Source organism: Peteryoungia wuzhouensis (genome assembly GCF_003205195.1).
Lineage (GTDB): Bacteria > Pseudomonadota > Alphaproteobacteria > Rhizobiales > Rhizobiaceae > Allorhizobium > Allorhizobium wuzhouense.
Window position 1 is genome coordinate 25,071 of sequence record NZ_QJRY01000006.1, and the last position, 12,558, is coordinate 37,628.

Genomic DNA, 12,558 nt, shown 5'->3' on the forward strand with positions numbered 1-12,558 from the left:
GCTCCTCGCCTTGGCAATTTAGGAATGGATTGAAGATGTTCGATAGAAATCAGCCGGCTGCCGCGGCGGATCCCTACCATCCGATGACGCCTCCCTCGGAAGCGTTTTATGCCGGTTACCAACGGGGGCGGGATATCGGCGTGGATTATTATCCACGGGCGACCAGCCTCGACATGATCGGTCTCTTCTTCCGGGTGCTTCAGTATCGTTGGCTGATCCTGAGCCTCCTGGCGGCCGGGATAGTGCTGGCCGGATTGCTCACGCTGATGCAGACGCCCCGATACCAGGCGATTGCCAAGTTGGAGGTCCTGGTGCCCTCGGCACGGGTTTTCGAGGATCTGGAACTGACGAGCGAAAGCAGTGACATCAGGGCTTTCCAGACGGCCCGGGAAAAGCTGAAGAGCCGTGCGCTCGCCGAGCGGGTCGTCTATGCCCTGAACCTGACGGAACGGGAGGATTTCCTCTTTCCCCGTGCCCGCATTTCGCCGCTCAACATTTTCTACCGGGCGTTCGGTTCGGAACCTCAGAAAACGGACAGCTCGCTTCCGCCGGATGCGCTGATGCGCATCGCGACATCCCGTGTGATGTCGAACCTGAAGGTCGAGCTTGTTCCCAACACGAGCTTGCTCACCATCGACTACCGCGACCAGAACCCGGCCTATGCGCGCGACATCGCCAACCAGATTGCCCAGAGCTTCATCGATCTGCGGATCGACCAGAGCAGCAAGACCTCCGTGCAGGCGCGGGAATTCATCCAGGAGCAGGTGGCTCTGGTGAAGGAAAGGCTCCAGGAGTCTGAGCGGGCCCTGGTCGCCTATGCGAAAACCGCAGGTATCACCGTGACGGGGAACGAGGGTTCGCTTCTCGATACGAACCTGTCCGATATCAACGCCGCCCTCTCAAAGGCGGTCCAGGAAAACCTCGACTTTGACCGATTGGTCAAGCAGATCGATGCAGGGCAGGGGGACAGTCTTGAACAGGTCTTGGGCAGCGCTGCACTCGACAAGCTGCGCGGCACGCTCATCGATCTGAAGGGGGACTACGAGAGCAAGCGGCTGCTTTTCAAGCCAGACTTCCCGGAGATGCGCCAGCTGGCGTCGCAGATCCGCGAGACGGAAAAGCAACTCAAGATGGGTATCCTTGCCATCACGGACTCCATCAGGCTGAAGCACCAGGAGACGGTGGCCAAGGTCGCAGATCTCCAGAAGAAGATAACCGAGCTGGAGGCAGAGAAGTCGACCTACCAGGACAAGAACATCCAGTACACGATCCTGAAGCGTGAGGTCGATTCCAACCGTGCGCAATACGACAGCCTGATCGGCAAACTCAACGACGTCGCTGTCGGATCGGAACTCAAGACGCAGAACGCGGCCGTGGTGGATCTGGCGGTCAGCCCGACCATGCCGTTCTCGCCCAGCCTTCCGATCAACATTGCGATCGGTGCCATCATTTCCCTGTTGCTGGCTGCCTCTGTCATCTATGTGGCGGAACTGATCAACAATGCCTTCAGCAATTCCGACCAGGTCGAAAAGGAGCTTGGTCTTCCGGTCTTGGGCGTCTTGCCACTTGTGCCCGAGATCGACCTCGAGCAGCAGTTGACGAACCCTCAGTCCGCTCTCTCCGAAACCTATCGCTCCCTGCGCACCTCATTGCAGTTCTCCGGTGCCGAGGGCGCGCCCGCGACACTTCTGGTGACGAGTTCGGAGCCTGGTGAAGGCAAATCGACCACCGTGATCAAGCTTGCGGAAGACTTCGCCTCACTGGGGGGCAGGGTGCTGATCATCGATGCCGACATGCGCAAGCCCAGCATTCACCGCCGCTTCAACGAGGACAATGTCATCGGTCTGAGCAACCTGCTGACCAACACCGTGCGGCGCGGCGACCTTGCGCGTCTCGTCCGGCGCGGCAAATCCTCGAATGTCTTCTTCATCTCGGCTGGCACCGTTCCGCAAAACCCGGCGGACCTTCTGTCGTCCCCTCGGATGAGCCTCATCGTTTCCAGTCTGCGCAAGCAGTTCGACATGATCATCATCGATGCGCCTCCTGTCATCGGGATTGCCGACGTCCCGATCCTGAGCCGCCTTGCGGACGCGACGCTCTTCATCGTTTCGACCAGCAAGGTGTCCCGCAAGTCCGTGACCATGGCAGTCCGGCGCCTGACCTCTGCGGGTGCAAATGTGGTCGGCGTCGCGCTGACGATGTTCACCGTCGGAAAGTTCGAGCACAACTACAGGTACGGAAACCTGAACTACAAATACTACACGTATTCCTCGTCCAGCAATCTCTTGCCGGAAGTGTCGTCGAATACAGAGGGGCAAGATCGAGATGTCTGGAATTGGTCGGTGGGTCTTGTTGTTTTTCGCATCCGCCAGCATTTCGACAATATCCTTGATCGCATCAAGTCAATTGCTTGAGGACACGGACCCGAAGCTCGCACTGCGCTTGAATCCCTTCAACGTGGATGCATTCATCACGCTGTCTGAAGAACGACTTGGCGGTCCGGCAGATACGGCTGACATCGATCAGCTGATGGCGGCTGCGGGACGCATGGCCGCAGAGGCGCCGGGCGATGCCCGTTTGTATAGCGTGCGAGGTGTCGCAGAGGCGAAAAAGGGGGATGTGGAGCACGCACTCACGTCTTTCCGGCATGCCCTTGTCCTGGCGCCGACGGAATTGCAGGCATTGCAATGGATGATCGAATATTCGGCGGCACAGAATGACCAGGCGACCGTGGTCGATCGCGTCGATGCTCTCTTCCGTCGGTGGCCCGACAGGATCCCGGTCTACGCTGATCGTCTGCCCGAGATTTTTAGGGGAGCCGACCAGCGACGCCTGCTCGTGCAACGCCTCAAGATGGCGCCGCCATGGCGTGTGAGCTTCATCAGCAGTTTGAGCAAGTCACCGGACGGCGCGTTGTTCGCGGCCGATCTCCTGTGGGATTTGGCGCAAGGGCAGGGCGAGCAGAACGCCGGCGAGATCAACCAGGTGCTGGGGGCCCTTTTGACGGCAGGCCGCTATGACGAAGCCTATCAGACTTTTCTCGTGACCCTGGACGATGAGCGGCAGAAACTCGCAGGCAATGTCTATAACGGTTCGTTTCTGGACGCTCCGAGCGGGTCCCCCTTCGACTGGATGGTCAAACGGCAACCGGGGTTGGCAACGTCCATGGCAAAACCGGGTGACGGCGCCTCCACTCCTGGCCTTTCGATCGATTTCCTGCAGGCGCCGGTCAGAGACCCAGGTATCCGCCAGTTTCTCAACCTGGCGTCCGGACGCTACCGTCTGTCGGTGAAGGCATCAGCGCAGGGCGCGGTTTTGCCCAAGGGCCTCTTCTGGAGCATTGCTTGCTTCAAGCCGGGGACGGTTTTGGGCACACTGCCGGTCGAGCAGGGGACCTATCCGATAACGGCGATTTCGGCCGAGCTTGTTGTTCCCCCGGATCATTGCGGGCTGCAGGTTTTGCGGCTCGGGACGCGTGCCATGACGGGAAGCTGGAACGACCGATATTCCGGCAGGGTCCGCTTTGACGACGTCCGGATCGTGAGCGCGCCATGATCCGGACGTCCTCTTCTTCTTCTTTCGTACGGCTCGTCATTGGTCTTGCCGTGTTGGCATGCCAGATCATGGGCGGTGGGACCGAGCGCGGTCTTCTCATGGACCATGTCCTGCAGGTCCTCATGATCGCCACGTCCACCTATGTCATTGTGACGCTTTGGGATCGTTCCGTCTCCACTGCGGGGCTTGCCCTGTTTGGAGCCATCGCGCTGCTCGGCTGCATCCAGATCATGCCCTTGCCCTGTGAGTGGTTACAGAGCCTGCGGCCGCAGACCTATATGCCGGCGATCGGATCCTGCTCGACCACGACGATCAGCCTCTCGTCTTACCGGACGATATCCGGCTTGATTTCATGTCTGACCATGATCGTTCTGTTTCTGGCGCTCAGCAAGTTCGACGAGCCGGAATTGGGCCTTCTTGGACGGTTCGTGGTCGCGGGAGTGCTGGTCAATCTCGCCTTGTCGTTCGTCACCTTCTCGCAATCGGATATGTCCTGGTTGTCCGATCTGCTGGGCTATCAGGCGGAGCTCGGCGCATTTCAGAACGAAAATCACTACTCCGTTTACGTCGCCGTCGGTATCCTCGCGGCCCTGACCATGCGCCCTCAGGGGTATATGCGGGTCTGGAATCTGCTGCTTGTCACGCTGGTCCTCCTGTTTCTTCTCGCCGCAGGATCGCGGGCGGGCGTGCTGATCGGACTGTTCGTCTCGCTGCTCGCCTTCGTGATGATCGCACGTGGGTCGAGATCCGCAGCCATTCTCGCACCCGGTCTGGGTCTGGTGGCTACCGCCTATCTTTATGGGCTATGGATCAAGTTTACGGAGGTGGAAGGCGACCAGATCCTCGATCGTCGCGACTATGCCCTTACCACATGGGACGCCATTCGTGATCAGTGGCCCCTTGGAACGGGATTCTCCACTTTCGATCTCGTTTATCCGCGCTACGAAAAGCTCGAACAGGTCTATTCGGCCTTCGTGAACCACGCGCACAACGATTTCCTCGAATTGATCCTGGAGGGAGGGCTTGCGGGAACGCTAATTCTCGCTGGGTGTCTCGCTGCCATCGTCATGCGTTTCATCCGGGTGCGCCATCGGGATTCTGCGCGCACGGCTTTCATCGCGATCCTCATCATTCTCGTCCATTCCACGGTCGATTACCCGCTGCGAACGATGGGGATCGCCTCGCTCTTCGCTTTTTTTGCCGCTCTCCTGTTTGCCCGCGCGCCGGGTTCCTCGGCTGTAGCTGGTCGAGCGATCGGAGTTGCGCCGCCCAGACTTATCGAGGCCGTTCAAACGGCCACGCCGACATCAGAAGGAGACCAAATTGCACGTTAAACGACTGGAACTCGATGGCGTCTTCACGATATCGCCACGTCGCTTTGGCGATGATCGCGGATATTTCTCGGAGACGTTCCGACAGGACATTTTCTCACAGAACGTCGGTGATTTTCACTTCGTCCAGGACAATCAATCCCTGTCGGCGGAGAGGGGCACCGTTCGGGGATTGCATTTTCAGCTCGCGCCCAGAGCACAGGGAAAGCTCGTGCGCTGTCTGGCCGGCGCCATCTTCGACGTTGCGGTGGACCTGCGGAGCGGTTCTCCGACCTTCGGCCAGCATGTTTCGGTCGAACTGTCCGCCGATAACGGCCAGCAACTCTGGATCCCGCCCGGCTTTGCGCACGGCTTCTGCACCCTGACCGAGAATACGATCGTGGCCTACAAGGTCACCGACTATTACAGCCCCGAACATGACCGGGGGCTGCTCTGGAGTGACCCGCAGATTGGCATTGCGTGGCCCCTTGATGGGTTTTCCGCCCGTCTTTCGGAGAAGGACGCAAGGCAGCCGCCCCTTGCCGAACTCGGTGAGGTCTTCCGATACGAAGGGCCGACAAGATGAGCGGCTCGTCTGCGGATAACGCATCTTCGTGGTCACGACTTTCATCCCTCGGCCGCAAAGACATTGAGGCGGGCCGTAAACCGCTCCGCATGCTGGTGACCGGCCGCGAGGGACAGGTGGTAAGCGCGCTGGTCGAACTTGGCTGGCATCAAGAGGAGTTTGAAATTCTGGCATTGGGCAGACCGGACCTCGATCTTGCCGACACGCGATCGATCGATGGTGCGATCACGGCCCGGCGGCCCGACATCATCGTCTCGGCCGCCGCCTATACGGCCGTGGATCAGGCCGAGACGGACAAGGCGAGCGCCCATGCCGTAAACAGCATTGCCCCCGGAGAGATAGGACGGGTCGCGTCGAGGCTGGGTATTCCGGTGATCCACCTGTCGACCGACTATGTCTTCGACGGCACCAAGACTTCCCCTTACGAGGAGACTGATCCCACAAACCCGCTGGGCGTTTACGGCAGGTCGAAACTCGAAGGGGAATATGCGCTCGCAGCCGCCACGGATGATCATGTGATCCTGCGCACGGCCTGGGTTTACAGCCCGTTCGGCCGGAATTTCCTCAAGACCATGCTGACTGTCGCGGCGACGCGAGACCATCTCAGCGTGGTCGATGACCAGCAGGGCAATCCGACATCGGCGCTCGATATCGCCGATGCGATCGTCACGGTTGCACGAAACCTTCTGCAGGAACGGGCGAGCACGTTGCGCGGCACCTTCCACCTCGCAGGCCGAGGTGCTGCCAGCTGGGCGGATTTCGCGGCGGGAATCTTTGAAACGTCGCGCCCGATGGGCGGTCCATCGGCGGAACTCGCCCGCATCACCAGTGCGGATTATCCAACAGCGGCAAGGCGCCCTGCAAACTCTCGATTGCACACCGCCAAGCTGGCCTCTGTGCACGGGGTCACCATGCCGGATTGGCAGAGCTCCATGCGGACGGTGGTTTCACGCTGCTTGCCTCTTCGCGACAACAATCACCAAAACCCCAGCAAGATTTAAAGGAAAGGAGCCATTCATGATCGATACGGCACAAAAAGAGAGCGAGTTGCTGCTCGTCGAATGCACCTCTCGCGTGATTTCCGCCTATGTTTCCAATCACGTTGTTCCTTCGACGGATTTGTCGAAGCTGATTGGCAGCGTATTCAACGCTTTGCAAAGCGTGTCTCACACCACGCCTGCAGCACCCGTCGTTGAAAAGCCGAAACCGCCGGTTCCGGTGCGAAAGTCCATCGAACAGGACTATCTGATCTGCCTGGAAGATGGCCGCAGGTTTAAGTCGTTGAAACGCCACCTGAAGGCGAGCTTCAACATGACCCCCGACCAATATCGGGAAAAATGGGATCTACCAGCCGACTATCCCATGGTTGCCCCGGCCTATGCGGCGGCCCGTTCGAAGCTGGCAAAGGACATGGGGCTCGGCAGACTAGCCCGGAAATAATGCCTGGCGCACAATTCGTTCGTTCTGGCCGTATGGGTCTAATCCGACCGAAGCTTTTTTCCTACAAAGCAAAATTCCAGGTTGCAACCTTGGAGGACTGGAAAAGCCGGTCAGGCGTTCGGGCCTTCATGGATGCAATCAAGGGCAGGATTGAGAGGCCACCCGTGCGGGTCGCCTGACCTTCGGTCTATGGTTGACGATGTGCTCGGGTTCACTTCGCAAAATCTCGAAGGATCGGCGAGTTCAACTCCTGTAGTCCTCTGGACAGGACAAAAACATAAGTGCTGCAAAATGGCAGCTTTGGGGTGCGTTACAATGGAACAGAAAAAGACCAGCCATCTTGGCCGCGCACTGCTGCTGGCCAGCTGCCTCGTGATGCCAGCGGCCACAGCGCATGCCGACCAGCTCTTCATATACAACTTTTCCGACTACTTCGCTCCGGATACGATTTCCAAATTCATCGAAAAGACCGGTATCGATGCGCGGGTCGATTTCTTCGATTCACTCGAAATCCTGGAAACGCGTCTCCTGGCAGGCGGCAGTGGGTTCGATGTTGTCTTCCCGAGTGCCACCGTTGGAGAGCGACTTGTTGCGTCAGGTGCCTTGCAGCCGATCGACAAAAGCAAGTTGAAAAACTACGGCAATCTGGACCCCGAGCTTCTCAAGCTGCTGGGTGAGCACGACAGTGGCAACACGTATCTCGTGCCGTACATGTGGCTGACCACCGGTGTGGCTTACAACAAGGCCATGATCCAGGAGCGTCTTCCGGATGCTCCGGTCGACAGTCTTGCAATGGTTTTTGATCCCAAGATCGCGGCGAAGTTTGCCGACTGCGGTATCGGTATCGTCGATGCCCCGAATGAAATCATTCCAATTGCGCTCAACTATCTCGGACTCGATCCGTATTCCGCCAATGCGGAAGACCTAAAAAAGGCCGAGGATCTGTTGATGGCGCTCCGCCCCAACATTCGCCATATGCAGAGTGGCAAGCTGATTGCCGATATGGCATCGGGCCAGCTCTGCCTTGCCGTTATGTGGAGCGGTGATGTGGGGATTGCTGCCGCGAGGGCGGATGAAGCGAAAACCGGACAGCAGATCCATTACTCGCTTCCCAAGGAAGGCACGATCGTCTCCTTCGACACGATGGCCATTCCAGCGGACGCCGCAAATGTCGATCAGGCCCTCCAATTCATCGACTACATTTTGGATCCCAAGGTCGTCGCCGATATCAGCAACTCCGTCTTCCTGGCGAATGCCAATGCTGGAGCGACCGCTCTGGTCGACGAAGCAATTACCAAGGATCCGAACATCTATCCCCCTGCCGAAGTCCAGGCGAAGCTGTTCAGTGACAGGTCGGTGCCGCCGCGCCAGAACCGTGAACGCACGCGGATCTGGACGACGTTCCGGGCTGGGCAGTAAAGACAGGAAAGTGGGACGTCACATGCAGAAGCCATTTCTGACGGTCGACGGGTTGAGTAAGACCTATGGAAACTTCATCGCCGTCAGCGGCATATCGCTCGAGATTGGCAGAGGGGAGTTCTTCTCTCTTCTGGGCCCATCCGGATGCGGCAAATCCACGCTTCTGCGGATGATTGCGGGCTTTGAAAATCCAACGTCCGGCAACGTGTTCCTGGATGGCGCCAACGTTACGAAGCTTCCACCCGAACGGCGCCCCACGAACATGATGTTTCAGTCCTATGCCCTGTTTCCGCATCTGAGCGTGGCGAAAAACATCGTGTTCGGTCTTGTGCAAGAGCGACTGCCGAAGAACGAGATCAGTGCCCGACTGTCCGAGGTGGCTAAGAAGCTGCAGCTCGAAGCCTTGCTGGAGCGGAAGCCTTCGCAACTCTCGGGCGGCCAGCGACAGCGTGTGGCGCTCGCGCGTGCACTGGTGAAGCGTCCGAAGGTTCTCCTGCTCGACGAGCCCTTAGGCGCGCTCGACAAGAACCTGCGGTCGGAGACGCAGGACGAACTGGTTCGGCTGCAGAAGGAACTGGGGCTGACTTTCATCATCGTGACGCACGACCAGCACGAGGCGATGACCGTATCGTCCCGTATCGCGATCATGCAGTCAGGGCGCGTGCTTCAAGTCGGTGCTCCCGAAACGGTCTATGAGGCGCCGATTTCGCGCTATGTTGCCAAATTCCTCGGGGAGGCAAACATCTTCGATGTGGCCAGCGCAAGCCAAGATCACGGCTGGGCTAACGTCAGGCTCTCTGGTTTCGATACGCCGTTCAGGGCGAGGATTCCGGCCGGCATTTCGATCGATGGCTCGCTCTGGCTATCCGTTCGTCCCGAACGGATCGAACTCGGGCGCGACGGGGCAGGCATTCGAGGTGTGGTCGAAGAGGTCACATACACGGGCGCGCAGAGGCGTTACAGGCTTCGACTGCCGACCAATGCCACGCTCGATGTGGTGAAGGTGAACGGCGGAGGTGACGATTTCCATGTCGGGGACGCCGTGGTCGCCCGATGGGCCGATGAGGCTGCCCACCTTCTGGCGGAGTGAGGGGCATGACTTCATTCACATCAATTTTGCCGCGCCGGATACTTTTGATCGGTCCGCCGTTTCTATGGCTGTCGATCATGTTCCTTCTGCCGACGCTGCTGGTGCTCGCCATTGCGTTGTCGTCTACGCGTGTGGGCATGCCACCTTACGAGCCGTTGTTCACCTGGGACGGCGCGCTGCTCTCCGTCAAACTCAACTTTGAAAATCTTCAGTTCGTGCTCCGCGACGGGCTCTATGCGCGGGCCTATGTCAACAGTCTCAAAGTGGCGGCAATCGCTACGCTGCTCACGTTGTTGATCGCCTATCCGCTGGCTTACGGCATTTCCTGCTGCCGGCGTCCCTGGCGTTCGATCCTCGTATTCCTGGTTATCGTGCCGTTCTGGAGTTCTTTGCTCATCCGCGTCTACGCATGGATGGCCATTCTCAGCAATGACGGTCTGCTCAACAGCGTACTTCTGTCATCCGGAGCCATCGCTCATCCCCTGCAGATCCTGAACACGCAGACGGCCGTCTATATCGGCATCGTTTACACCTACCTCCCGTTCATGGTGCTGCCGATCTACTCGAACCTTGCGGATCGTGACCACTCTCTCCTAGAGGCGGCCCGCGATCTTGGATGCAGCCGCTTGTCTGCATTCTGGCGCGTGACCTTTCCGCTCAGCCTATCCGGGGTCTTTGCGGGGAGCGCTCTCGTCTTCATTCCGGTGGTCGGCGAATTCGTCGTTCCCGACCTCCTCGGAGGTGCGGACACACAGATGATTGGGCGTACGATCTGGATCGAGTTCTTCAACAATCGCGACTGGCCGGTCGCAGCCTCAGTGACGTTGCTTCTTGTCCTGTTGCTCGTCGTTCCGATCACGTTTCTTCAATCGCGTCTTTCCAAGATGAGGGTCTGACCATGAGCCACTCGAGTGGTCCGAGCTTTTTCAACCGACTTTCGATCCTCCTCGTCATGTCGTTCCTCTATCTGCCTATTCTCATCCTCATCGTGTTCAGCTTCAACAAGTCGAAGCTCGTGACAGTCTGGGGCGGATTTTCGACGCAGTGGTATGGGGCCGCTCTTTCCAACGCGGCTCTGCTGGATGGCGCGCGTGTCAGCTTCCTGGTTGCTGCGGTCTCCGCGACGATCGCGACAGCGCTAGGTCTTCTGGCGGCTCTGGTGATGGTCCGAATCCGACGGTTCGGCGGGCGACAGATCTTTATGGGCCTTCTGGCGGCGCCTATGGTGATGCCGGAGGTGGTCCTGGGGGTGTCGATGCTTTTGATGTTCGTCGCGCTCGGTATCGACAGAGGGCCGCTCACCATCACACTCGCGCATGCCACCTTCACCATGTGTTTCGCCACCGTTGTTCTGCAGTCACGGCTTGCCGAGCTTGACCCGTCTCTGGAAGAGGCGGCAAGGGATCTTGGATGTCCCCCTGTCATCGCGTTCCTGAAAGTGGCGTTGCCCAACATTCTTCCCGCCCTTGCGTCTGCATGGTTGCTCTCGTTCACCTTGTCCTTGGATGACCTCGTCATCTCCAGCTTCACGACCGGACCGGGTGCATCGACCCTACCGATGAAGATTTATTCCCAGATCAAGTTCGGCGTAACGCCTGAGATCAATGCGGTGTCGACCATGATCCTCGGCGTCGTCGCATTCGGGCTTCTCGTCGCTGCAGTGACGACCCGAAAGTCCGAAACGTCTTTGCGGGGGCATTGATGATGGCCCGGATGAAGGCGCGCCATCAGAGACTTTGTGCGACCGGGCGGCGCCATGAATTCGTGGGGCGCCAAACCACAAACAGCGGACCTCGGAGCGTACCAGTCAAGCCTGCGCGCCAATACGGTGACCATGCACTCAAGGATCCCGCAAACCGTGACCGATGCTTTGCTTGAAAGCATTGAGGCGCGTGGACTTTCTACCGAAGGCGTTGCGGCCGGTCTGCTCGAAGTGTATCGCCTCGGAGGCACTTTTTGCAGGTTTGGGGCGGAGCGGGAGCAGACTTTCAGGTTCACCTAGGCTGCAAGCAGCTCGTTCCAAGGCCCCCCGATATGCACGCCGTCCCCTGAGGCCCCAGTTGCCGGTTTTCGCCCCTACCTTTTCATGATCTTCCGACCAAGGAGCCAGATATGCCGATCTCCGATCTCGTTCATCCAGAACTGGGCGCCTATCGAAGCAGCGTCATCATGCCGGATGACTTTGAAGCGTTCTGGAACGCCACCCTCTCGGAGGCTCGATCGGCCGGCGGAAAGGTGGAGATCGTCAAGGCCGACACGTCGTTGAAGGTGATCGAAACCTATGACGTGACGTTTCCCGGCTTCGGCGGGCATCCGATCAAGGGATGGCTGATCCTGCCGACGCAGAGGGAAGGGCGTCTGCCTCTGGTGGTCCAGTATATCGGCTATGGCGGCGGCCGCGGCCAGCCACACGATCAGTTGCATTGGGCTGCTTCCGGATACGCCTATTTCCGGATGGACACGCGTGGGCAGGGCAGTGTGTGGAGCGCCGGCGATACGCCGGATCCGGTCGGGTCGACGGCTTCGTTTCCAGGCTTCATGACACGCGGTGTGCTCGATCGTGCCGATTACTACTATCGCCGTCTGCTGACAGATTGCGTACGGGCAATCGACGCCATGGTGGATTTGCCGTTCATCGACGCTGATCGCATCGCTGTCTGCGGCGACAGTCAGGGTGGGGGCATGTCGATCGCCACGGCCGGGCTCGACATGCGGGTCAAGGCCGCGATGCCGGATGTGCCATTCCTCAGCGACTTTCCGCGTGCTGTCCGGTTGGCTTTTCGGGAGCCCTATACCGAGATCGCGCAGTTCCTCGCCCAGCAACGCGACAAGAATGCGAAGGTCTTCGAGACACTCGCCTATTTCGACTGTGTGAATTTTGGCCGCCTTGCCAAGGCGAAGGCTCTCTTCTCCGTCGGCATGATGGACGAGATCTGCCCGCCGTCCACCGTCTATGCGGCATTCAATGCCTATGCCGGTGAAAAGGAGATGGTCGAATACGACTTCAACAATCACGAAGGTGGACAGGCCTATCAGGAGCGAAAGCAGATGAAATGGCTCGGTCAACTCTTTCAGATGCTGTGACGTTTCGGCGGAACAGCGGGGAAGCATTGCCGCCCCCGGTAAAGTCGATCAGATCTACGGTCAATCCATCGCAA

11 protein-coding genes are annotated in these 12,558 nt (G+C 58.8%); all 11 read left to right on the plus strand.

The genetic code is table 11. From position 1 onward, the window contains the following. Positions 1-35 precede the first annotated feature (35 nt). The 11 genes from DMY87_RS15945 (at position 36) to DMY87_RS16005 (ending at position 12,484) form a co-directional block, all read left to right on the plus strand. Positions 36-2,414: a GumC family protein gene (locus DMY87_RS15945; RefSeq protein ID WP_245408941.1), complete on the plus strand. Its 2,379-nt coding sequence runs from the start codon at positions 36-38 to the stop codon at positions 2,412-2,414. A 133-nt stretch (positions 2,415-2,547) separates the two neighbouring features. Then, positions 2,548-3,555: a tetratricopeptide repeat protein gene (locus tag DMY87_RS15950; RefSeq protein WP_133253028.1), complete on the plus strand. Its 1,008-nt coding sequence runs from the start codon at positions 2,548-2,550 to the stop codon at positions 3,553-3,555. Next, positions 3,552-4,889, plus strand: a complete 1,338-nt coding sequence (locus DMY87_RS15955) for an O-antigen ligase family protein (protein ID WP_110792646.1) — start codon at positions 3,552-3,554, stop codon at positions 4,887-4,889. Before DMY87_RS15950 ends, DMY87_RS15955 begins: the two co-directional genes overlap by 4 nt. Beyond that, positions 4,879-5,451, plus strand: coding sequence for a dTDP-4-dehydrorhamnose 3,5-epimerase (gene rfbC, locus DMY87_RS15960; RefSeq protein ID WP_110792647.1), 573 nt, complete (start codon positions 4,879-4,881; stop codon positions 5,449-5,451). Before DMY87_RS15955 ends, rfbC begins: the two co-directional genes overlap by 11 nt. Positions 5,452-5,540: 89 nt before the next feature. After that, positions 5,541-6,452 (plus strand): dTDP-4-dehydrorhamnose reductase, encoded by a 912-nt coding sequence (rfbD, locus tag DMY87_RS15965; RefSeq protein ID WP_245408942.1) that lies wholly within the window; start codon positions 5,541-5,543, stop codon positions 6,450-6,452. 16 nt (positions 6,453-6,468) lie between these two features. Beyond that, positions 6,469-6,891, plus strand: coding sequence for a Ros/MucR family transcriptional regulator (locus tag DMY87_RS15970; protein WP_110792649.1), 423 nt, complete (start codon positions 6,469-6,471; stop codon positions 6,889-6,891). 189 nt (positions 6,892-7,080) lie between these two features. Further along, the gene (locus tag DMY87_RS15980) at positions 7,081-8,310 is read left to right on the plus strand and encodes a polyamine ABC transporter substrate-binding protein (RefSeq protein WP_205908177.1); all 1,230 of its coding nucleotides are present in this window, start codon (positions 7,081-7,083) and stop codon (positions 8,308-8,310) included. Between the two features lie 22 nt (positions 8,311-8,332). Beyond that, positions 8,333-9,400, plus strand: a complete 1,068-nt coding sequence (locus tag DMY87_RS15985) for an ABC transporter ATP-binding protein (protein ID WP_110792652.1) — start codon at positions 8,333-8,335, stop codon at positions 9,398-9,400. 5 nt (positions 9,401-9,405) lie between these two features. Then, positions 9,406-10,296, plus strand: coding sequence for an ABC transporter permease subunit (locus DMY87_RS15990; RefSeq protein ID WP_110792653.1), 891 nt, complete (start codon positions 9,406-9,408; stop codon positions 10,294-10,296). A gap of 2 nt (positions 10,297-10,298) precedes the next feature. Beyond that, positions 10,299-11,102 carry an ABC transporter permease gene (locus tag DMY87_RS15995; RefSeq protein WP_110792654.1) on the plus strand — a complete coding sequence of 268 codons (804 nt, stop codon included), beginning with the start codon at positions 10,299-10,301 and terminating at the stop codon, positions 11,100-11,102. 410 nt (positions 11,103-11,512) lie between these two features. Beyond that, positions 11,513-12,484, plus strand: coding sequence for an acetylxylan esterase (locus DMY87_RS16005; protein ID WP_110792656.1), 972 nt, complete (start codon positions 11,513-11,515; stop codon positions 12,482-12,484). The last annotated feature ends 74 nt before the right edge of the window (positions 12,485-12,558 follow it).

Coding starts and splice junctions, on each gene's coding strand:
- DMY87_RS15995 (WP_110792654.1), top strand. CDS start 10,299: ATGAGCCACTCGAGTGGTCCGAGCTTTTTCAACCGACTTTCGATCCTC.
- DMY87_RS15990 (WP_110792653.1), top strand. CDS start 9,406: ATGACTTCATTCACATCAATTTTGCCGCGCCGGATACTTTTGATCGGT.
- DMY87_RS15985 (WP_110792652.1), top strand. CDS start 8,333: ATGCAGAAGCCATTTCTGACGGTCGACGGGTTGAGTAAGACCTATGGA.
- rfbD (WP_245408942.1), top strand. CDS start 5,541: ATGCTGGTGACCGGCCGCGAGGGACAGGTGGTAAGCGCGCTGGTCGAA.
- DMY87_RS15980 (WP_205908177.1), top strand. CDS start 7,081: ATGGTTGACGATGTGCTCGGGTTCACTTCGCAAAATCTCGAAGGATCG.
- DMY87_RS15955 (WP_110792646.1), top strand. CDS start 3,552: ATGATCCGGACGTCCTCTTCTTCTTCTTTCGTACGGCTCGTCATTGGT.
- DMY87_RS16005 (WP_110792656.1), top strand. CDS start 11,513: ATGCCGATCTCCGATCTCGTTCATCCAGAACTGGGCGCCTATCGAAGC.
- DMY87_RS15950 (WP_133253028.1), top strand. CDS start 2,548: ATGGCCGCAGAGGCGCCGGGCGATGCCCGTTTGTATAGCGTGCGAGGT.
- DMY87_RS15970 (WP_110792649.1), top strand. CDS start 6,469: ATGATCGATACGGCACAAAAAGAGAGCGAGTTGCTGCTCGTCGAATGC.
- DMY87_RS15945 (WP_245408941.1), top strand. CDS start 36: ATGTTCGATAGAAATCAGCCGGCTGCCGCGGCGGATCCCTACCATCCG.